Here is a 21172-nt window from a genome sequence, read left to right on the forward strand (position 1 = left end):
AAGACATCGCGAGCGGACGTCGCGCCCGGGACGTGTTCCGTACCCTCCACCCCGAGGTCCATCCCTCCCGCGTTGACGGCCTCATACATGGCTTCGGCCGGGCCAGACTGGCCTTTCGGAATGCCGAACTGCTCGAATGCCCCGACTTTCTCGATGCCCACCCAAACGTCGAGCTCGAACTGGTGGGTGAGGATCGTCCGATCGATATCGTCGAAGAAGGTTTCGATGCGGGAATACGTTTGGGAAACTTCGTGCAGATCGACATGGTCGCGATGTGGCTGACACCGCCGGAACGCTTCGTTGTCGTTGGCGCCCCGGCGTTGTTTCGCAAACATGGCCGGCCAGCGTCTCCGTATGATCTGCAGGACTTCCGTTGCATCCTGCTCCGTCAGTCCGTGCGAGCCCTGGATCACTGGCAGTTTATCGTCGACGGCGAGCGCATCACGGTGGGGGTCGGAGGGCCTCTTGTGATCAACGACATCGAGGCCTGTATTCACTCGGCCCTGAGAGGTGTGGGGCTGTTCCAATTACCGCATTCGCTCGTGATGTCACATCTTGAACGCGGAGATCTACAGACCGTGCTCGAACCTTATTGTGAAGAGGTTCCCGGTCTTTCCCTTTACTACCCAAGTCGAAGCCAGTCACTGCCAAAACTTCGCGCCTTTGTCGATTTCGCCATCCAGCGAATGCGAAGGGAGTTCAAGCCGGGCGATTACTTGCCCAAGCCCGTGCCCTAGGAATAACCAGGGATTTCGACACGCCTACTGCGCTGCAGAGCGGTATCGACGCGCAGTCTTCGACCAATGGTCTCCGCTATGCCTTTCCCGGGCTGAGGCGACGCCAGGTCGCGGCTGCAGTATGGGTGGCGCAGCTTTAGCTGGAAGATTGCCCAATGATGAGGGCCATTGGCCTATACGCGACTTCAATAGTCCCGAATATCCAACGCCATAAAACAACGCGCGCCATACCCCTTGTCCGTCGCAGGCCAGGGCAACTGCGCCAGCAAGCGGTCCCCGCCCGGCCACGGCTCGTTGTCCAGCAAGGCCTCGGCAGCTACCGAACCATCATCATTACGGCGGTAAAACAGGCGGATCCAATGCAACTGGCCACTCAACGATTCGTTGCGCAGCGCGTCCTGCACGGCCGATAACCAACCTTCGGGTGCAGCGACATCATTCCGGCTGAACGCCAATGGCCCGACGAAGACGTCCCAGCTGCGCGCCCCGAGCTCCCAGCTTTGCAATTGAATGCGCCGATCGTCCGTGACGTACCAGCATGCAGCGAGCAGCGCCTGCAAGACGTTCCGCTCGAAGGCGCCGAGCGCATCGCGTAGAGCGGCGGTACCACTACCGTTGCCGGCAAAGCTTTCCTCGATGTGGCGTTCCTCGCTGATCACCACGTCCACATCCAGGCGGCCCGGCGTGCCTGCGCCGCCTTCCTGCCAGCTCGCGCGCACGGCAGGAAAATCGCCATCGGTCACCAACCAGTCTTCATCCACTTCCAGCTGCACGTCGTGGCGCTCGAACAGGTGAAGCAACTCGGCTTGCAAGGTGTCGGAATGAGCCATGGCGTTCTCTGGAAACGATTTTTGTTGGGGATCGGGAGCAGGCATTGTCACCCATCCGCGAAGAAATGGTGCACGGGCTGCCGTGTCGATATCCCTCGCCATCGACACCATCGATGCGCGCTTGGTGAAATAATCGGCAATCGCGTACACCGCGCACCAGGCCGATCGCTAAGAGGATGGACAACATGCGCCCCACCCACCGCATTCTGTTGCAGACCACCATTCCCTATGCCGAGGACGATTGGCATATCGGCCGCTTTGCACTTTTGCGCAACCTCCTGGGCGACATGCGCGGCGACGATGGCTTGCCGCGCTTTGAGGTGACCGCGCGCGACCGCGATCCCGTCGGCGCGCCCGACAGCGTGCTGTCCCGGCTGGATTCATCAGCGTTCGACGAGCTCTGGCTGTTTGCGGTGGATACCGGCGACGGGCTCACCGCGGCCGACTGCGAAGCGATCGGGCGGTTTCGTCGCCGTGGCGGCGGGTTGCTGGTGGCGCGGGATCATATGGACCTGGGCAGTTCGGTTTGCACGCTGGGTGGCGTGGGTGCCGCGCACTACTTCCATAGCAAGCACCCGGATCCCGACCCGTCGCGGCACCAGGCCGACGACACCATCACCACCGATATCCTGTGGCCCAACTACCACTCCGGTGCTAACGGCGACTTCCAGCGCATAGAGCCTTGTTTTCCGCTGCATCCGGTATTGACCGATCCCGAGTCACCGGATGGCGCGATCCATTTCTTTCCCGCGCATCCACACGAAGGTGCGGTGGGCAAGCCGGAACACGATGCGTCGGCGCGGGTCATCGCCACGGGACGCAGCAAGCTCAGCGGCCGCTCTTTCAACCTGGCGGTGGCGTTCGAGCCTTCATCCGAACAGGGGCCAGCGGTCGCGGTCTCGACTTTTCATCATTTCGCCGATTACAACTGGGATCCCGCCACAGGCTCGCCCAGCTTCGTCAGCGAAGCACCGGGTGATGGACTTGCTCATTCGCCGGAAGCGCAACGTTCGGTTCGACGCTATGCGACGAATCTGGCGTTATGGCTTGCGGGGCAACCGGTGGCGATGAGCTAGCAATTGGTTGGTACGGCGAAGAATTTCCCCGGGCAGCAGTGGGCCTTCGCCGGGACGACGATGTATTGAACATGCCAGGTAGAACCACGCGGCCGGGAAGGCCGCGCAGCCCTTTAGCGATATCAGCGTTTGATAAACGCCAATAGATCCTGATTGAGCACATCGGCATGCGTCGTGAGCATGCCGTGCGGAAACCCCTCATACGTTTTCAGCGTGCCGTGCTTGAGTAGTTTTGCCGAAAGCAGACCGGCATCGTGGTAAGGCACCACCTGATCGTCGGTGCCATGCATGACCAGCGTCGGCACGTCGATCGCTTTCAGGTCTTCCGTGAAGTCGGTTTCCGAGAAAGCCTTGATGCCTTCGTAATGCGCCTTCGCGCTACCCATCATGCCCTGCCGCCACCAGTTTTGAATCACGCCTTCGATTGGCGCTACGCCAGGGCGATTGAAGTTGTAGAACGGGCCGCTCGGAACATCGCGGAAGAACTGCGCGCGATTGTCAGCCAACGCTTTGCGGAAACCGTCGAATACCTCGATGGGCAAACCTTCGGGATTGGCCGGCGTCTTGAGCATGATCGGCGGAACGGCCGCCACCAGCACCAGCTTGGCCACCCTGCCCTGCGGCTGGCCATGCTTCGCCACGTAACGCGCCGCTTCGCCGCCGCCGGTGGAGTGCCCGATATGGATGGCGTCCTGCAGGCCGAGATGTTCGGCCACCGCCGCGGCGTCGGCGGCGTAGTGATCGATGTCATGCCCCTCGCTCACCTGGGCCGAGCGTCCATGGCCACGCCGGTCATGCGCAATCACGCGATAGCCGTGCTGAAGAAAGAACAGCATTTGCGCGTCCCAATCGTCCGCACTCAAGGGCCAGCCGTGATGGAACACGATGGGCCGGCCGTGGCCCCAGTCCTTGTAGAAAATCTCCGTTCCGTCTTTCGTTGTTACAAAAGGCATGTTGCTCTCCTGGATATGCAGGTGCTGCGGGGGCTACGACGTGGAACTGGTCGATCTGAATGTATGGCATGAGCCATGAAGCAATTTTGATCGCGCGGCATTTCGGTCGCGCAGAGCAAGCAGGACACCAGTGGAGTGAAAGGGCGTGGCGGCATCTCCGCGCCACGCCCTTCGTGTGGTTGTGAAATCTCAGAATCCCAGTAGCGAAATACGCGTCGCCCAGTTGCTCAGCGCGCCGCGCGTGCCGCCGCACTGGAACAACGGAGACGTCAGGTATTCGGTCAGCGTGCAGGTCTGCGCAATGTACTCCGACGCGATCCAGACCTTGTTGCCGTCCACCGATGCCGCACCATAATCGCCCCAGCGCGGCGCGCTGCCGAAGTAGGGAAGGCCGGTGAAGCCATCCCAGGGACCTGCGCCTGCCGCGGCGATATGCACGTCGCCCGCACCTGCCCGCGCATCCAGGCTCGCGTAGCCGGCGCTTGGATAATCGTCGGGGCCGACCACCGTGAACGCGATCACGCCACGTCCGCTTTGCGTAACCGCTGCTGCGCCATAGGTCAGGTTCGCATCGGGCAAGGCCAGTGTGTCGTTGGCAAAGAGCAAGCCGGAGTCCGGATTGATGACGAAGTAATTGATGCCCGACCCATGGCTGCCGTCACTCAGCAGCACATCGGTATCCAGCGTGCCCCACAGCTTGCCGTTGGCGTAGCTCACCTGCTGCATGCGCGAGTCGTTCACCGCCAGCGCACGCGGCGCTGCGTAGCTGATATTGGGGTAGCCGAGGAAATTCGGCGCGCAACCGGTCAATGCAAAGCATTCGAGCAAGGGCGTATTGCCCGGCTTCTGCTGTGCCAGGCTGCTCGGCACGCCGTAGGTCTGCACGGTCAGCGGCGCGACGTTCAAGGCCAGGTTGGTGGGCATGGAGTCGATGGCGCGCGTGTTGGACACCGACCAGAGCCAGATGGTGTTCGAGGTACCCGACGCGTTGAACACGGCATCCGAACTGAGCAGGTATTCGGTTCCCCCGTGTCCGCCGGCATATTGTCCACCGGACGAGATGGCTGGCCACACCGTAAACGCCGGGGCCGGGATGCTCGGGTCGCCACCGTTGAACAGCACCACGTTCGGTGACGCCGCGCCCGATACCAGCGCGCGCTTGGATATCACATAGATCTGCGCACCGTAAAAGCCGGAACCGAACAGTGAAAACTCGTTGGTGGTCAGGAAAATCGCATGGGCGTCCGCGCCGATGTGCGGATAATCGCCCAGGCAGAAGCCAAGCGAGCAGCCGTGATCCGGTGTGCCTTGCGTGCCGTTGTTCTGCACCGGCAAGTGATAGATATTCCACGCACCGGTCGGATCAGGCGTCTGACTGACTGCGATGTCCAGGTGATTGGTACCGGCCAGCGATGAAGTCGTGCCAATGCGGTCCAGCGTCAGCGCTACCTGGAACCAGCGTTGCGTGCTTGCATCGTAGTAACAGGATGGATCGGTGATTTCAGGCCCGTATGCACCCGTGCTGCGATCGATCGCCGGCGGATAGCCATAGAACGTGTTGAGATCGACCGGCCCCACCCGTTCATTGCCTCGATGATCATAGATCGCCAGCACGTCGTTGACGCTTTCCATGACGAAGCCGTTGCCGGCACACAGCCCTTGATCGGGCGGTTCCACCGAAAATTGGTTGCCGCCATTGGCGTAACGCTGGTCGTGGAAATTGAGGCCGTCCAGGCCGCCGAGAAGCTCCGGGTGCGACTTGGCGCGCCATGCATGCCCCATCCGGTTAATGCCGGCATGCCCCTGGGCAATGCTGCGATTGATTCTCACCTTGAATCCAACGTCGAGGCCGCTACCCAAATTGTCGGTATCGCCGCCGGCCATGGCCGGATCCAATTCCAGGCTTGTCAGTGGTGCGCCGCCAAGGGGAGTGGTCACGGGTACGGTGGTACCTCCTCGTTGCAGTTTGAGCGTGGTGGGGGTTGCCCCCATGGCGCAGGTAGCGAACGCCATGACCGCCACTGCGATGAGCAGTCGAGTCTTCATAGGACTGGTCTCCTGTCATTTCGTTAGGTGACCGCGCCCCCTGGAACGCTGATATCGGTCGTGCCGAAAAGCGTTCGCGCAAGTACGCATATGTGGATATGCGCCCGCGTACGATACGCGCTTTCGCAAAAAAATGCGTTGCCGATTTGTATACCGCCAACCCATAAAAAAATGGCGGTTATTCCTGCACTTAAGGCAAAACCACTGGCCCGACCGATAAACTGAATCATGCCGGCAAGCTCTTCGGACCGTGCATCCGCGCGTCAGGACCGAGCGCACACGACGGCGATGCGGCAGCTGTTTATCCACATCGGCTGGGATGAAATCCCCGCGTACTTTTTGTACATCTCGATGCAGGGTTTTCATTCCGCCTACGGCGATACTCTTTGACTTAGAGCATCACTTGGTAGTGATGCGCCATGTCGAATCGCACCGGCATCAGGCCCTTGTGCTGATCGACCACCTTGCGCAACAGCAACGCGTTCAAGCGCAAGTTTTTGCGCTGCAAAACCCTCTTCACGCAGTGCTAGCATGGCTCATCGATCACAGCTGTGACGATGATCTGGTAACACGCATACCGGAGCGTGACATGGGGAAAAGGGACGATTACGGCGTGCCGGCGATCGTGTTGGGCCGGGGCCCGACTGCGCTTGGCATTTTGCGTTGCCTGACGATGGCCGGCATTCCGGCCTATGTCGCCTGCCCCGCATCCGATCACGTCACGCACTCGCGCTGGTATCGTCCCACGCCCGGGCGGCATGCGTGGGACGGCTCGCTGGGGCCGCACGCCATCGAACTGCTGCGCCATATGCCACTGCCCAAAGCCGTGCTGATTGCCGGCGCCGACGATGCCGCGCTATGGCTTGCGGACTTGCCTCATACCGAACTGGCGTCGCGCTATATGCTCAGCACCAGCTCGCGCGAGACGCAGGAAATCCTGCAGGACAAATCGCGCTTTGCCGCGTTTCTCGAAAACGCGCAGATTCCGCACCCCCGCACCTTCCGCATCGAGCGCGACGAGGATATCGAGGCGATACCTTTCGACGAGCTCGACCGCGTTTTCATCAAACCGGTGAACTCGCAGAAATTCAGCGACGTCACCGGCGTGAAAGGCATCTGGGTCACGCGCAAGGACGAGCTGCATGCGGCATGGCGTCCCCTGCACGACCAAGGCTTCCGCCTGATGGCGCAGGAATACGTGCCTGGCACGGCGTCGGACCATTATTTTGTCGACGGCTTTCGCGCTGGCAGCGGCGAGATGACTGGCTTGTTCGCGCGCCAACGCATTCGCATTTCACCGCCGGATTTCGGCAACAGCTCGTACTGCCGCAGCATTCCGCTCGAACAGCTGCAAACGCCGATCGATGATGTCACGCGACTGTTGGCGCAGTTGAACTATCGCGGCATCTTCAGTGCGGAGTTCAAACGCGACAAACGTGACGGCGTTTACCGCATTCTTGAGGTCAATACTCGCGCCTGGACCTATGTGGAGTTTGCCGCACGTTGCGGCGTCAACGTTTGCGAAATGGCGTACCAGGATGCACTCGGTTTATCCGTGCACCAGGCCTCGCCGGATTACAAAGCAGGCGCCGGCTGCGTCGACTTCTATCGGGACATCTCCACCGTTCACGCCCAAAGCGCACAAGCACGAGGCCCACTGCGAAACATTCTGCTGCAGTGGGCCGGTGCGCATTTCCACTCTTTCCGCCTGGACGATCCGAAACCAGGCCTGCACTTTGCGATGCAGGTTTTGACGCGGCGACGCGGCCGCGCGCCCGGCTGAGCGCGTCAATCAGGCACGAAGTTCAACGCAACACCGTTGATGCAGTAGCGCAACCCCGTCGGCGGCGGACCATCCGGAAACACATGGCCCAAATGACTGCCGCAGCGTGCGCAATGCACTTCCGTACGCGTCATGCCGTGGCTGGTGTCCACCGTGGTAGCTGTCGTGCCGGGAACAGGATCGTTGAAACTCGGCCATCCAGTGCCGCTCTCGAACTTCGTCTCGCCCACGAACAACATCTGCCCGCATCCGACACAGGCGAAACCGCCCGCACGCGATTCGTGCAGCAACGCGCAACTACCCGGCCGCTCCGTGCCATGCCCACGCATGACGGCATATTGCTCGGGCGTCAGCAACGCGCGCCATTCGGCATCGGTATGCGTCACTTCGTAATGCGTCGACTCCGCGCTTGCGCTGGACATGGCGATTTCCTCCGAAGGTCAGGTGGCAGTTACGTTGGGGCGGCCTGTGTGAAAGCAACGGCTTCAGCAAAGGGACGTAACCTGAAGAACCAAGCCGCTAAATCCAAGGCCAGACGTTAACGACCAGCATGCTTGATGCTCGTGGATTGACGCCAAATCAGTTGGTCCTTAATGAACGGGTAAATCTTGACGACAAGAGGATTGGATCGCAGCACGTGAACAACAAACTGGCTTGTTGTTAACAAAATAAATGTTGTAAACAACTACATGGCTGGATGTTCGCGGTTTCTGGCAATGTCACTACTCACTGCCATCGTATGCCCTGCGTCCCCATCCAATTCTCACCTTCGAGCCGCTCCAGCACCTCATCAATCTGCGCATTGATCGACTGAAAAATAAAATAAAGCTCGGCGCGCCCAATCGTCATCATGGCGTGGCCGTTCGCGGCGTTCTCCTCGTTATAGGTGATATGCGCCATCAGGGCGAGCATGTCCTGCAGATGCTTCAGGCTTTCGTAGCCGTCGCTGGACAACAGGTACAGTTGCGGCCCGATGCAGCCGCCTTGCATGTCTTTCATGGTGTTCTCCACGTGCTTAGGTCACGCCGCGTATTGCGCGCGGCGTGAAGGGCTTCAGGACAAAATCCTGCTCGTCTTGTCGGAATCAGCTGCTTCCGTTTCGACGAGTGCCCACTTGGGCTCGACGTCGCGCAGTGTGCGCGGCGGTGAAGTCAGGGAGATGCACCAGGGTGGGAGCACGAAGGTGTGCCGGTGCCGTATGATCGAGGATAACCATGGTCAACTCTTCCGTAGTTGGTTGTGGCCAGCGGATCGTTTGGGTCCTACCCCAGGCGATCCGCGCTAACTTCACTTCATGTCGGGCGTGTCGCGGTCATCTCACTGGATGGGCACGCCCGACAGCCGCACCTTCGCATAAAGCGCGCGGTGCAATCTGTCGGTCACGAGTGCTTTGAGGCGTTGGCAAATGCCTACGCGGCGTACGTGTGTACGTTTTTCCACGCATGGCAAGGCGCGGCCTTTTGCCATCCGTTGCGCGCATAGGCATCGCTGGCCCCTGACCCACTGGCTGGCAGGGCGGGTGGTGTTGCGCAGGTCGTTTGAGACGCTTGAGCATGAATTTGGGCAGGCCGGGCATTAAGGGGATCGCGCCTGCACCCTAAAGTGACTTCACCTCAACGCAAACCAGGGTGCTCCCATGTCACGCATTGCTAGCTCTTCCACGGAAACGGCCACGTTCACCTTGCAGATGGGCAGCGCTGGCCACGCCGCGCCGGCGCGCGTCGAGACGGAAAGTACCGAACTGACCGGCATGCCGGTCGGGAACGTTATCGATAAGGCGATTGTGCGGCTTGCGAAGACCGCGCTGTTCAAGGGAGATCTTGGCCATCACCTGATTCGCGCGGCGATGATGTTTACCTTCGCCATTTTCGGTTACCAGAAGTGGTACAGCTTCGAAGCGCATCAGATATCGCCGCTTATCGCGCACAGTCCGCTGGTTTTCTGGCTGATTCCGGCGTTTGGCATCAATGGCGCGGGGTACTTTCTCGGTACGACGGAATGGTTGTTTGGCTCGCTGCTGCTGCTTGGGTTCTGGCATCGCAGGCTCGGCATCCTGGGAGCGATCGGTTCGACCATTACGTTTCTCGGCACGGTTTCGATTATTCCGTTCTTGCCGAATGCCTGGGCGGTTGAGGCGGGTGGGTTTCCGGTGATGTATTTGCCGGTGGCGTTCTTGATGAAGGATGTGTTGTTTCTGGCGGTGTCGCTGTATTTGCTGCAGAGCGATGTGAAGCGGGCGGCAGGAGAATATCCGCGAAACAGTCCGTGATGATGCGCAGGCCGGGATGAGCGCAATGCGCAACCCGGCCTGCTTGTGCCTGTGGCATGGGGTGGAGCTATGTGCGGCAAAGCGAATATAGTCGCGGCGATACGACTCGCACCGCCCACCCAAAGACCTGGCCCATGCTCACTGCATTCATGCGTACACGCTGCCTTCTTCCCGCACTCGCTATCGCGCTCGCCGCCACCGTCGCCTCCGCTTCCGACTCGCCGCCCATCGCCACGGTGGCTACCGGCAAGCTGGCCGGCATGCATGACAGCAAGACCGGCCTGGATGAATTCAAAGGCATTCCGTATGCCGCGCCGCCGGTCGGTCCCTTGCGTTGGAAGCCGCCGCAAGCAGTGGCGTCGTGGACCGGAGTACGGCAAGCCGATCGTTTCGGGCCGCGCTGCATGCAGCGCCCGATCTACAACGACATGATGTTTCGTTCTAACGGCGTCAGCGAAGATTGCCTGTACCTCAACGTCTGGGCACCCGCGCACGGCTCCGGCGAGAAATTGCCAGTGCTGGTGTATTTCTATGGCGGTGGTTTCCAGGCCGGCGATGGCTCGGAGCTTCGTTACGACGGTGCCAGTCTTGCCCAGCGCGGCATCGTCACGGTCACCATCAGTTATCGGTTGAATGTCTTCGGATTCCTTGCCTTGCCGGAGCTGGCCGCCGAATCACCCGAGCATGCCACCGGCAATTACGGCTTGCTCGACCAAACCGCGGCCTTGCGTTGGGTGCAGCAGAATATCGCGGCATTCGGTGGCGATCCGAATCAGGTCACCATCGGCGGGGAATCGGCCGGCTCCATGTCGGTCTCGGCGCAAATGGCCTCGCCTTTGTCGAAGGGTTTGATGCAGCGTGCGATTGGCGAGAGCGGGTCGGTGCTCGGCAATCTCAAGCCGCGCCCCTTGGCGCTGGCCGAACAGCAGGGCCAGGACTTCGCCAAGCACGTGGGCGCGCATTCGCTGGCGCAATTGCGCGCGATGGATGCCAATACGCTGCTCAACGCTACCGGCGACAAGGACGTGCAGGAATTCATGCCGACCATCGACGGTTATTTCTTTCCCCGTTCGCCCGAGGCGATTTATCAGGCCGGCGAGCAGGCGCATATTCCGCTGCTGGTGGGTTCGAATTCGCAGGAAGGCGATTATCCGAACTTCCTCGACAACAAGGCGCCGACGCCCGCGAACTATCGCGCGGCCATGGAGAAGCGCTACGGCAAGCATGCGGCGGAAGCGTTGAAGCTTTACCCCGGCGGTACCGAAGCGGAAGTGAAAACTTCCGGCACGGCTTTCGCCGGCGATGACTTCATTGCCTTTGCAACCGGGCGCTGGATGGCGATGCAGCACCAGACCGGGCAAGCGCCGGTGTATTACTACTACTTCACCCAGCCACGTCCGGCGAAGCGCGATGGCAGTGCCGGCCCGGATAAGGGCGCGGTGCATAGCGGCGAGATTGAATATGCACTGGGTAATCTGGACACCAATCACGTGTTTGCGTGGACGGCGACCGATCACCATGTGTCGCAGATCATGGAAGCTTACTGGGCCAATTTCATCAAGACCGGCAATCCCAATGGTGCAGGCTTGCCGGATTGGCCGGCAGTGGCGAGCAAGGACGGCGGTTTGCTGCGGCAGGTGATTGGCGCCGATACGCATGCGAGGGTGGACCACAATGCGGCGCGGTATGAGTTTATGCAGCGGGTAGAGCCGGATGCGCATCTTTGATGGGCGGCTCCCCATCCAGCACGAACAGGACCGCTCTTAATAGGTTTGATAGCGCCAAGTCTCAGCTGCGCGAGGTGCAGTCCTCCCCTGCGAAAGTAGGGGAAGGAGCAGATAGCCGCACGATCATTGATTGACCGCCCGCTGTCCGCGCAACGCGGACAAACGTCCGCGGACACGCCGACGTCTTCTGCCGAATATCAAGAAATGGCTCCACCATGCGGTTTTCCGTGGCTGCGCGCAGTTGGCACGAGCTTTGCCCTATCTCCCTTGCAAAGCTCATTCACTCACGGAGAATCGTCATGAAATTCGAAACCCTGGTGCTGCACAGCCTGTTCGCCGCCTGCCTGTTGGTCTGCGTTTCGACGCTGGGCGCCATGCTGGTCTGAACCGTTACCGCCAACACAAGGACTCTTCATGCAAATCATGGCACGCGTCATCGGCAGCTTGGCATTGGCCCTGGCATGCACTTACGCCTTCGCGCAAAACGCCGCGCTGCCGATGCCGCCTTCCGGCGTGATCGGCGTGCAGGACGCGATGCTGTCGCCCGATTACTGGATCGCCAAGCTGCATGCGCCGGATACGGTGCTGATGAGCCGCGCGCAGATCGATGCGCAGAACCGGCGCATGTTCGACACCGACCCAAGCATGTATGACTTGCAGCGCATCGGTCCCACGCTGAACCGCGCGCAAGTGGCCAGCTGGATCAGGAAAGTATCCAGGATGCCGGACAAGACGCTGCTCGATGAGCACGATCAACCGATTCCGGCTGCGACCCTCAATGCCATCGTCTCGAACGTGGCACTTGACCAGATTCCCGCGCAGGTGACGGCGCGCTACGGCCTAACGGTCCACCGCGTATCGCTGCGCAGTTTCCCCACCAAGCTGCGTGCCTTCCCCGGCAAGGGCCTGCAGGATTTCGAGGCCTTCCAGGAAAGCGCGCTGTTCCCCGGCGACCCGGTCGCCATCGTGCATACCAGCCTGGATGGACAGTGGTTTTTCATCGTCAGCCCGCGCTATGCGGCATGGGTTGAGAGTTCGGCCATCGCCGTCGGCCATCGTGACGACGTCCTGGCATATGCGGCCAAGGCGCCCTATCGCGTCGTCACCGGCGACAAGCTGCGCACCGTATACACGCCCGAAGCACCGGACGTTTCGGAGTTGCAGCTCGATATGGGGACGCGCATTCCACTGGCACAGTTGCCGCCCGACCAGCCCGTCAATGGCGAAGGGCCGTATGAATCGTGGACGCTGAATCTGCCGGTTCGCGCCAGCGATGGTTCACTGCGCTTCCAACCGGCGCTGCTGCAACGGAAGCTGGACAGCAACGCCGATTACTTGCCGCTGACGCAGGCCAACATCGTCCGCCAGGCGTTCAAGTTTCTCGGCGAGCGATATGGCTGGGGCCATCTGTATAACGGGCGCGACTGCAGCGGCTTCGTCTCCGACGTGTATCGCAGCATGGGCGTGCAGATGCCGCGCAACACGGGCGATCAATCACGCAGCCCTGTGCTGCATTTCCGCGCCTTTACCGACCAGGACGATCACGCCGCACGCATGCAGGCAATCGCCGAGGCGCAGGTGGGCGACCTGATCTACATTCCCGGCCACGTGATGATATTCCTGGGCTGGAACGACGGGCAACCGTACGTGATCCACGACGTCGGCGGACTGGTGTTCCGCGATGCCGGCGGCAAGATGCGCTGGACCAAGACCAATGAAGTGTCGGTCACGCCGCTGCTGCCGCTGCTGATCAGCGACAAGCTTTCCTATGTCGATGCGATCACCAGCATCGTGCGCATTCGTCCCTAGCATCGAGTGCTTTGGTTGCACGTTTCACGGCGGAGAAAGAACGCATGAAAATGCTGATGCTGGCACTCGCGCTCACGTTTGCCACGGCTGGCACCATGGCCGGGGATTCGGCTGGGGCGAAGATCGATTTGGTTTTCGCCCACGCCATGCCGGCTGATGCGCCTGGCTGCGCGGTCGGCGTGCAGGTGGGTGACGACGCGCCGGTGCGGCGCGCCTTCGGCACGGCGGACCTGGAGCATGCCGTACCTATCGGCGTGGACACGGTGTTCGAAGCGGGGTCGGTGAGCAAGCAATTCACGGCGGCGGCGACCCTGATCCTGGTGAGCGAAGGCCGGCTCTCCCTTGACGATGATGTGCGCAAGTACCTTCCCGAGCTGCCCGACTACGGCCAGCCCATCACCATCGCCGAACTGCTGGGACACACCAGCGGCCTGCGTGACTGGGGCGATATCGAAGCGATTGCCGGCTGGCCGCGCACCGAACGCGTCTACGACATGGCCGACGTGCTGCATATCGCGGCACGCCAGCGGGCCTTGAATTTCGCGCCTGGCACGGCGTGGTCGTACACCAATACCGGCTTCAACTTGCTGGCGCTGGTGGTGCAACGGGTGAGCGGCACGTCGTTTACGGATTTTACGCGTGAGCATCTGTTTGCGCCGCTCGGCATGACGCACACGCAATGGCGCGATGACTTCCGCCGCATCGTGCGTAACCGGGCGATTGCTTATCACCGCCTGTCCAACGGCACGTACGAGCAGATGATGCCGTTCGAGGATACCTACGGCCATGGCGGACTGTTGACCACCGTCGGCGACCTGTTGATCTGGAACAGGGCATTGAGCGAAGGCCGCCTCGGCGCCGCTGTCACCCGGGCCATGCAGACGCGCACCTTGCTGGCGAACGGCAAGCCGACGATCTATACGCGCGGCCTGTTCCTGCGCAGCTACCACGGCATGCGCGAAATTTTCCATGACGGCGCGACGGCGGGTTATCGAGCATGGCTCGGTCGCTACCCCGACCAGCATTTGTCCATGGCCATTCTCTGCAATGCCGATAGCGTCATCCCTTCCAACTACGCGCATGCCTTGGCCGATGTGTATTTGCCCAACGCCAAGCCCGCGCCGCCGCTCTACACCGTCACGGCGCCCTCAAGCCTGGCGGGCGTATACGCGAGCGAGCGCGATGGTGTCCCGCTGCGGTTGACGTGGCATGGCGGCCGTGTGCAAACGGATACCGGCCTTGTACTCAAAGCCGGGCCGAACGGAAGCCTGGCGCTGGAACATGCCAACGGCATGATTGCCATGACGGGTGCGCTACTTGCAGACGGCCGCCTGCGCTTCGATGCCGAAGGCGATGCGACGTTCTACGATCGCGAACCGGCGTATGCGCCGGCGCCGGCTGAACTCGCGCATATGGCCGGACGCTTCCACAACGACGAAGTACCGGTGACGTATCGCATAACCGCCGAAGCCGGCGGCCTCCGCGTGGTGGCGGAAGATCGCCCCGGCAAGAGCCGCTTGTTTGCACCGGCGTATGCGGGTGCCTTCATGGCGGGCGATGTGATGTTGCGCCCCGTGTTCGATCACGCAGGACACGTCACGGGCATGCGCATATCCGACGATCGTGTCTGGAATCTGCCCTTCGATCGGCTGCCGTGATGGGCGGTGCGTCCACGCAGCCGGGATGAAATCCCGGCATCATCAAGGCTGGGATTTCAGCCCGTCCTGCGCGATTACATGGGCGCAGCATCACGCATGTATGGCCGCCGTGAAGACACCACGCACCTGATCGCCACGCGGCAATACGCTATCCTGCTTGCGTCGCATGCGTGCCCGCCGCACCGGCCCGCACAAACTTGCGTTGCCTCCGCGCGGGTCGTGCAACACCGCTCGGACCGTGATTGACAGTCATCTGGAAACCCCATGACCAGCATCACGCACCTTGCCCGGCGCATCTACGAAAACTGGAAGCGCGACACGCTCAGCCAAAGCGACTTCCGTCCCAGCGTCAGCATTCTGAAACTTTCCTTCATGGCGTTTTTCATCGGCATTGCGGCGGCGCTGGTGGCGTTTGTGCTTTACCGCATGATCGGCCTGGTGACCAACGTGGCGTTCCTGCAGCGATGGTCGTTCGATTTCATATCGCCGGCGCTCGGTCATTCGGCGTGGGCGATCGTGATCGCGCCGATCGCGGGCGGCTTGATCGTCGGGCTGATGGCGCGCTTCGGTTCGGACCGCATCCGTGGCCACGGCATTCCCGAAGCACTGGAAGCGATCCTGTTCCGCAAGAGCAAGATGATGCTGAAGGTGGCGATCCTGAAGCCGCTTTCGGCAGCGGTGGCGATCGGCACCGGCGGGCCGTTCGGTGCCGAGGGGCCGATCATCATGACCGGCGGCGCGGTCGGCTCCTTGTTCGGGCAGATGTTCTACCTGACCTCGATCGAGCGCCGCACTTTGCTGGTGGCCGGTGCGTGTGCCGGCATGGCCGCCACCTTCAGCACGCCGATTGCAGCGACCTTGCTGGCGGTGGAGCTGCTGCTGTTCGAGTGGCGCCCGCGCAGCATCATTCCGGTGGCCATCGCCTGCTTTGTGGCCGACACGCTGCGACCGTTCCTGCTCGGGGGCGGCGCGCTGTTTCCGATCGCGCTGGAATTCCATCTGCATCTGGTGGACATGTGCATGGCCGCGGTCTGCGGCTTTCTTGCCGGCTTGCTCGCCACGGCGCTTACGGCAGCCGTCTACAAGGCCGAAGACGGTTTCACCAAGCTGCCGATCCACTGGATGTGGTGGCCGGCCATTGGCGCCATCGCCGTCAGCATCGGCGGCTTGATCGAACCGCAAGCGCTGGGCGTGGGCTATGGCGTGATCGGCGACTTGCTGAGCGGCAAGCTGGTCGGTGGCGCCATCCTGGTATTCATGGTCGTCAAATCGCTGATGTGGGTGATCTATCTGGGCTCCGGCACGTCGGGCGGCGTGCTGGCGCCGCTGTTGGCCTTGGGTGCGGGGCTCGGCGGCCTGGAGTCGATGGTGTTTCCCGGCAGCAATCCCTTGTTGTGGCCACTGCTCAGCATGGGCGCGATGCTGGCCGGCGTGATGCGCCTGCCGTTCACCTCGATCCTGTTTGCGTTGGAACTGACGCGCAACGCCAGCGCCTTGCCGGCGCTGCTGGTTGCCTGCACGACGGCGTATGGCGTCAGCGTGTTCCTGATGAAACGCTCAATCCTCACCGAGAAGGTCGCTCGCCGCGGCTTCGACATTTTCCGCGAGTACACGGTGGATCGGTTGGAACACATGGCGGTGAAAGACGTGATGAGCACGGAGGTGATGACCGTTTCCGGCGATATCAGCGTGCGCGAGGCCGCGCAGAAATATTTTGGTACCGACCAGAAATACCGCGCCTATCCGGTGGTGGATGGCGAAGGCCGACTGCTCAACATCATCAACCGCGAAGAGATGGCGCGCTTGCGGCAGGCCGATCCGGACGGCACCAGGCGGCTCGCCGATGCGCTGGGCAAGGACCCGGTCGTTGCCTATCCCGACGAAAGCTGCAAGACGGTGGCGATCCGTGCAGCGGTGGAAAAGCTTGAGCGGATGCCGGTGGTGAGCGCCGATCGGCAAACCCTGTTGGGCATGGTTACACGCTATGACTTGCTCAAGCCCTATACGCATCATCACGAAGAAGAGCGGATACGCGAACGTTTTTTCAGGAACACTCGGTAGAAAAAAACCAGCGAAGGGTGCTTCGCTGGTTCACCAACAGGTGATTACCGGGAATCGTCGTTACGGATTGAACCGACGCGCACGCAACGTGTGCGTCCGCATGGACCTTGGGCTATTGCACCAAGGTCATGGCCATGATTTGCACATGCGTGTTATCGGGCAGTTGGATGCTCTGAACCGGCTTCGGGTTTAAATGGAACGTGTAGTGGTAGAGATAGGCGTTGCCGTCGCGCTGAGGCAGCCTGGCGGCCTGCAATTCGCCGGCGTAGCTCTGCGGGTTGGAGCGGTCGCTGATGCTTTGCGCGAAGGTCGACTGGGTGCCGTCGGTGTAGGTAACGGTGAAGGTTTGCGACGTCTGGTTTCCGCTTACCGCGGCGCCGAGCCATTGCAGCGTGGAGAACTGCCCTGCCGGCAGCGCAATCGTCTGTCCCGCCGCACCGACGGCATTGGCGGCGTTGGCCTTGCCGAAGCGGTACAGCACGTCGTTGAACTCCAGCGATGATCCCGGCAACGGCGCCGAATACGTGCCGGCGGAAGCGGGCGCGCCGCGGTCGTTGCTGATGACGCTTCGGTTGAACGAGGGTGCAAGATCGACCGATACGGCATTCGTGGCCGGATTGCTCAACGCATAAGACAGCACCGCCACGTTGCGGTTGCTCGGCAGCAACACGCTTTTCACCGTCCTGGTGCTGTCGATCGGGAACGCATAGCCATACAAGTAGAACGTGCGGTTGTCCGTGGTGCCATTGCTGCTATCGCGATACGCCATGGTGACGGCTTTGGATTCACCCGAATAACTTTGTGGCGTGAACCAATCGCTCAGGCTTTGGCTGATGACCGTGCTGGTACCGTCGGTGTAATTGACGGTGAAGGTTTGCGATGCCTGGTTGCCGTTCAAGCCAGTCGCCAGGATGCTCAGCTCGCTGTATTGGCCTTGCGTGAGGTTGATGGTGCCGCTGCTATAGGCGTTGGCCGTATTGGCTGCGCCAAACGTGAAGGTGTTGCCATTCCAGTTTTGCGCGTTGCCGAGCAGCTTGGCGGAGTAGGCGTAGCCATCGCCATCCAGGCCGCCGGTGGTGAACGAGGTGCCGTCGCTATAGATGCCATACACGGCAGGCTGTGCGGTGCTGGAACCAAGGCCGGCATTGAAGGCGCTGGCATAGGCTGCGGTTTCGTTCTGGCCGTTGTAGGTCTTGCCGGCGATATCGTCGTACAGCCACAGGAAAGCGCCGGTAATGCCGCATTGCGAATGCCAGCTGCTTATCGTGCTTTGCGCTTGCGGCGGCGTGTCGTCGGCATCCCACACGCCGGGATAGACCGGCACGCTGCCGAAGTTCCAGCCCGAGCAAGGACTGTTGCCGGAGCCGCCGGAATAGGTTTGCAGATGCACGCCATCGACCGTGCCGGGACGCTGGCTGTTGATCTGCGAGACCACCGACGTCCAGTACGACGCATTGGTGTACGGATCCACTTCCACGTGATAGCCAAGGTTGCCGAGCATGACGGCGAAGGCCACGGTGGAAGCGGCGTCGTAGCTGTTCTCGTCATCGAAGTCGATGGCGTCGACGGATGGCAAGGCTTGCTTGAGCGCCTGGAAATCCTTGTAGAGGATGCTGCTCGGCCCGGTGCCTTGCGCGTTGACCAAGGCCTTGATGTCCTGCCAATCGCCGACGTTCGACGAGCCGATGCTGAAGGTGATGCGCTTGGGCGTGCCTTGCTTCATGGTCACCAGGTCCGCCGCGAACGATGGCCAGGTGTTGTTGCCGACGTAAACGCCATTGGACGTCAGCGGAAATTCGCCATTGAAATTCAGGTTGCCGGTGGAGCCGACTTCGACGCTCCACACCACCACCTCGGTAAAGCCGGAGTTTTCGATTTCCGAGATATTGCTCGCGACATGCTTGTACATCGGGCCGCCACCGAAGATGCCGGTATAGCCCGTGCTTTGGGCATGCGCGCCTGCACAGGCGAATGCGAGCGCTGACGAAAAAAGCGTGAGCGCGGATTTGCGCTTGATCTGTTTCATGGACATGTGTCTCCTCTGCCTTCTGGCAGGTTGGCTGTCGTTGAGCGCCCTGCGTGCGCGACGCTTTTGCAAGGCGCGAATCCACCCGGAGCCATGACGTTCGCCATGGCCCTTCAGCACTGCTTTGAGAGATACACAAACGGGTCCAGCTATTGATGCACTACAGGCGAGATGCGTGCCTCGCCGTCTTCCCCAGAGTCCAGCGGTTACTGATTTTTCTGAAGCGCCGTGAAGGCTCGTGACAAGGAAATCCGATGCCGCGGGCAGTTAATCAATAAGGCTGCCCCCAAGCGCTGTCAAGGAAAATTTATCTCGATCCAAATTTAGATTTTCTAAATGCATCGTGTTGATATGGATGAAATTATTGTGATGCCGTGGTGCGCAACGGCAAATACGCCGGGATCGGTTTAATTCTGGTGGGGTTTATGCCTGTTGCATGCGCAAAAAGCATGGGGAGGAACCGCAGGTTAGGAGCGGAAGCGGGTGCATGTGGGGCTGAGGTATCTCCACGTTTTTTTGCTCGTCATTCCAAGCTATGGAAGACCTAGCGCCTCACGCAACGGATTCAACAATGCGCCATAACGTGGTGCACGCGCGGTGTCGGCACGCAATGGTTCCCGCACTTGCATCGCGCTCGGCGTACCGATGGCGCGCTGTGTTTCGTGAAAGTGCAGGCATGCCTCTTCGAATGGCAAGCCGCAGAAGGCGAGCAATGCGCGAATCTGTGCTTCCGGGTTTTCGATCAAGTCTTCGTACACGAACGGATGTACGTGCGTGGGCTCTTTGCCGGCCCAATCGTTCGCCACCGCATCGAAGCTACGCCAGTACGACGCCAGGTCGGAAAACGAACGCGTGTAGTCGTTGCCTGGAAAATACTGCCGATAGCACGAGAAACAGGTTTCAAGCGCGTCGCGGCGGCTGACGATGATGCGCGCGCCCGGCAGCATCGCGCGGATCATGCCGATATGCATCCAGTTGTTGGGCAGCTTGTCGGTAAAGATCGGGCGGCGTTTGCGCCAGTGCGCGGTCCGCTCCAGGTAACGCTGGCCCAGTTGCTGCCAATCGTCCGCGCGCATCTCCGCCAGCCATTTCGGGTAAGGTTTTTTGCGCTGGTTCGAGACTTCGCCGATGACCAGCGGCAGATCGGTGAGCTCCGCCGTGCCTTCAACGCGGGAGTGCGAGGCGAGGATCTGTTCGATCAGCGTGGAGCCCGAGCGCGGCATGCCGACGATGAAAATCACTTCCGACCCCAAGGTCTGGTCGGCGCTGGCCGTGCAGGTCGCCGCATTGATCGAGGCGATGGTCGCTTCAAACGCGGCCGCGTTCCATCCCCGGTGTCTGCGCGCAATATCATTCGCCGCCGCCAAGGCCTGCATGGATTCGGCGTAGCAGCCTTGATCATCCAGCGATTTGGCCAAGGCAAATCCCATCGCTATGCGATCGCCATCGGCCGCGTGCGGATGCTTGAGCGCGCGCTGGATCGCATCGCTATCGGCCACGTCCAGACGCAGGGTTTTGATTTCCGCCAAGCCCCACCACGCCATGCCCGCCCAGGGCTGGTCGGCGAGCAGCTTTCGATATTCGGCGATGGCTTCGTCGCGCAGGTTGTCCATCCGCAACAAATCCGCCAGCTGCGCACGTGCGGCGGTGTAGCCAGGTGCCAAGGCAACCGCTCGCCGCAGCGCATCGCGCGCATCCTCGAAGCGTGCGCTACGGGTAAGAAACAAACCAAGGTTGTACCAGGCCAGCACAAAGCCCGGTTGAAGCTTGCAGGCGTGGCGCAGTCCATCGATGGCCAGATCGAGTTCACCCGCTTCCGCCAGGAACAGCGCAAACGCGTTGTGATACAGGGCTTCATGCGGACGCTGTTGCAGCGCGCGGCGCATCTCGCACAACGCCGCTTTATGCTTGCCGCGCAGGCTTAGCAAGCTCGCATGCAAGCGCAGGACTTCGGGATGATTCGGATAATCCGCTAAAACCGGCGCCAACTGCGCAGCCGCCTGGTCGGGACGCTGCATCTCCAATGCCTGCCCGATGGCGAGCACGCGGTTCATCGCAACGGGGTCCAGGCCTTGAAGTAGCGGATTCACATGTATCTCGCATTGGATTTACAGGTTGGGTTAGCGCAGCGTAACCCAACAAGATCCGAACGAACCCGCAATCGTTAGGTACGCTGCGCTAACCCCAACGGCACTAA

The 21172-nt window shown here is 61.0% G+C and carries 16 protein-coding genes; 9 read left to right on the forward strand and 7 right to left on the reverse strand.

Annotated features, from left to right (window positions below; genetic code table 11):
• Positions 1 to 32 precede the first annotated feature (32 nt).
• The gene (locus V7M64_RS11025) at positions 33 to 737 is read left to right on the forward strand and encodes a LysR substrate-binding domain-containing protein (RefSeq protein ID WP_333679191.1); all 705 of its coding nucleotides are present in this window, start codon (positions 33 to 35) and stop codon (positions 735 to 737) included.
• A gap of 185 nt (positions 738 to 922) precedes the next feature.
• Here the strand turns inward: V7M64_RS11025 and V7M64_RS11030 are convergent, their stop codons facing one another.
• Entirely contained in the window at positions 923 to 1567 is a 645-nt protein-coding gene (locus V7M64_RS11030) for a DUF6348 family protein (protein ID WP_333679192.1), read from the reverse strand.
• 185 nt (positions 1568 to 1752) lie between these two features.
• Here V7M64_RS11030 and V7M64_RS11035 point away from each other — a divergent pair, with 185 nt between their 5' ends.
• Complete coding sequence (locus V7M64_RS11035; RefSeq protein WP_333679193.1) at positions 1753 to 2643, forward strand: hypothetical protein; 891 nt, start codon at positions 1753 to 1755, stop codon at positions 2641 to 2643.
• Between the two features lie 122 nt (positions 2644 to 2765).
• Here V7M64_RS11035 and V7M64_RS11040 read toward each other — a convergent pair whose 3' ends face one another.
• The gene (locus tag V7M64_RS11040; protein ID WP_333679194.1) at positions 2766 to 3596 is read right to left on the reverse strand and encodes an alpha/beta hydrolase; all 831 of its coding nucleotides are present in this window, start codon (positions 3594 to 3596) and stop codon (positions 2766 to 2768) included.
• A 189-nt stretch (positions 3597 to 3785) separates the two neighbouring features.
• Positions 3786 to 5642 carry a hypothetical protein gene (locus tag V7M64_RS11045; protein ID WP_333679195.1) on the reverse strand — a complete coding sequence of 619 codons (1857 nt, stop codon included), beginning with the start codon at positions 5640 to 5642 and terminating at the stop codon, positions 3786 to 3788.
• 589 nt (positions 5643 to 6231) lie between these two features.
• Between V7M64_RS11045 and V7M64_RS11050 the strand changes: the two genes are divergently transcribed.
• Positions 6232 to 7425 carry a hypothetical protein gene (locus tag V7M64_RS11050; RefSeq protein WP_333679196.1) on the forward strand — a complete coding sequence of 398 codons (1194 nt, stop codon included), beginning with the start codon at positions 6232 to 6234 and terminating at the stop codon, positions 7423 to 7425.
• Between the two features lie 5 nt (positions 7426 to 7430).
• On the opposite strand, the gene msrB is transcribed toward V7M64_RS11050, so the two are convergent.
• Both msrB and V7M64_RS11060 read right to left on the reverse strand, forming a co-directional pair.
• A complete protein-coding gene (msrB, locus tag V7M64_RS11055) occupies positions 7431 to 7847 on the reverse strand; it encodes a peptide-methionine (R)-S-oxide reductase MsrB (RefSeq protein ID WP_333679197.1) in 417 nt (138 codons plus the stop codon).
• A gap of 304 nt (positions 7848 to 8151) precedes the next feature.
• A complete protein-coding gene (locus V7M64_RS11060; RefSeq protein WP_333679198.1) occupies positions 8152 to 8424 on the reverse strand; it encodes a hypothetical protein in 273 nt (90 codons plus the stop codon).
• Between the two features lie 637 nt (positions 8425 to 9061).
• Between V7M64_RS11060 and V7M64_RS11065 the strand changes: the two genes are divergently transcribed.
• The 6 genes from V7M64_RS11065 (at position 9062) to V7M64_RS11090 (ending at position 16949) form a co-directional block, all read left to right on the forward strand.
• On the forward strand, positions 9062 to 9694 hold the full coding sequence (locus V7M64_RS11065; protein WP_333679199.1) for a DUF417 family protein: 633 nt from the start codon (positions 9062 to 9064) through the stop codon (positions 9692 to 9694).
• Positions 9695 to 9828: 134 nt separating this feature from the next.
• The gene (locus tag V7M64_RS11070) at positions 9829 to 11421 is read left to right on the forward strand and encodes a carboxylesterase family protein (protein WP_333679200.1); all 1593 of its coding nucleotides are present in this window, start codon (positions 9829 to 9831) and stop codon (positions 11419 to 11421) included.
• Positions 11422 to 11636: 215 nt separating this feature from the next.
• Complete coding sequence (locus V7M64_RS11075) at positions 11637 to 11807, forward strand: hypothetical protein (protein WP_333679201.1); 171 nt, start codon at positions 11637 to 11639, stop codon at positions 11805 to 11807.
• 28 nt (positions 11808 to 11835) lie between these two features.
• Positions 11836 to 13230 (forward strand): SH3 domain-containing protein, encoded by a 1395-nt coding sequence (locus V7M64_RS11080; protein WP_333679202.1) that lies wholly within the window; start codon positions 11836 to 11838, stop codon positions 13228 to 13230.
• 44 nt (positions 13231 to 13274) lie between these two features.
• The gene (locus V7M64_RS11085; protein WP_333679203.1) at positions 13275 to 14888 is read left to right on the forward strand and encodes a serine hydrolase domain-containing protein; all 1614 of its coding nucleotides are present in this window, start codon (positions 13275 to 13277) and stop codon (positions 14886 to 14888) included.
• Positions 14889 to 15152: 264 nt separating this feature from the next.
• Complete coding sequence (locus V7M64_RS11090) at positions 15153 to 16949, forward strand: chloride channel protein (protein WP_333679204.1); 1797 nt, start codon at positions 15153 to 15155, stop codon at positions 16947 to 16949.
• 112 nt (positions 16950 to 17061) lie between these two features.
• Here V7M64_RS11090 and V7M64_RS11095 read toward each other — a convergent pair whose 3' ends face one another.
• Positions 17062 to 18975 carry a hypothetical protein gene (locus V7M64_RS11095; RefSeq protein WP_333679205.1) on the reverse strand — a complete coding sequence of 638 codons (1914 nt, stop codon included), beginning with the start codon at positions 18973 to 18975 and terminating at the stop codon, positions 17062 to 17064.
• Positions 18976 to 19508: 533 nt separating this feature from the next.
• On the reverse strand, positions 19509 to 21065 hold the full coding sequence (locus tag V7M64_RS11100) for a sulfotransferase (protein WP_333679206.1): 1557 nt from the start codon (positions 21063 to 21065) through the stop codon (positions 19509 to 19511).
• Positions 21066 to 21172: the final 107 nt, after the last annotated feature.

The sequence above is a fragment of the Dyella sp. genome (genome assembly GCF_036746095.1).
Lineage (GTDB): Bacteria > Pseudomonadota > Gammaproteobacteria > Xanthomonadales > Rhodanobacteraceae > Dyella_B.

What these genes read in the sequence shown, in the direction of transcription:
- V7M64_RS11075 (WP_333679201.1), top strand. Translation starts at nt 11,637, where the DNA reads ATGCGGTTTTCCGTGGCTGCGCGCAGTTGGCACGAGCTTTGCCCTATC.
- V7M64_RS11080 (WP_333679202.1), top strand. Translation starts at nt 11,836, where the DNA reads ATGCAAATCATGGCACGCGTCATCGGCAGCTTGGCATTGGCCCTGGCA.
- V7M64_RS11090 (WP_333679204.1), top strand. Translation starts at nt 15,153, where the DNA reads ATGACCAGCATCACGCACCTTGCCCGGCGCATCTACGAAAACTGGAAG.
- V7M64_RS11070 (WP_333679200.1), top strand. Translation starts at nt 9,829, where the DNA reads ATGCTCACTGCATTCATGCGTACACGCTGCCTTCTTCCCGCACTCGCT.
- V7M64_RS11050 (WP_333679196.1), top strand. Translation starts at nt 6,232, where the DNA reads ATGGGGAAAAGGGACGATTACGGCGTGCCGGCGATCGTGTTGGGCCGG.
- V7M64_RS11065 (WP_333679199.1), top strand. Translation starts at nt 9,062, where the DNA reads ATGTCACGCATTGCTAGCTCTTCCACGGAAACGGCCACGTTCACCTTG.
- V7M64_RS11095 (WP_333679205.1), bottom strand. Translation starts at nt 18,975, where the DNA reads ATGAAACAGATCAAGCGCAAATCCGCGCTCACGCTTTTTTCGTCAGCG.
- V7M64_RS11040 (WP_333679194.1), bottom strand. Translation starts at nt 3,596, where the DNA reads ATGCCTTTTGTAACAACGAAAGACGGAACGGAGATTTTCTACAAGGAC.
- V7M64_RS11085 (WP_333679203.1), top strand. Translation starts at nt 13,275, where the DNA reads ATGAAAATGCTGATGCTGGCACTCGCGCTCACGTTTGCCACGGCTGGC.
- V7M64_RS11035 (WP_333679193.1), top strand. Translation starts at nt 1,753, where the DNA reads ATGCGCCCCACCCACCGCATTCTGTTGCAGACCACCATTCCCTATGCC.
- V7M64_RS11045 (WP_333679195.1), bottom strand. Translation starts at nt 5,642, where the DNA reads ATGAAGACTCGACTGCTCATCGCAGTGGCGGTCATGGCGTTCGCTACC.
- V7M64_RS11030 (WP_333679192.1), bottom strand. Translation starts at nt 1,567, where the DNA reads ATGGCTCATTCCGACACCTTGCAAGCCGAGTTGCTTCACCTGTTCGAG.
- msrB (WP_333679197.1), bottom strand. Translation starts at nt 7,847, where the DNA reads ATGTCCAGCGCAAGCGCGGAGTCGACGCATTACGAAGTGACGCATACC.
- V7M64_RS11060 (WP_333679198.1), bottom strand. Translation starts at nt 8,424, where the DNA reads ATGAAAGACATGCAAGGCGGCTGCATCGGGCCGCAACTGTACCTGTTG.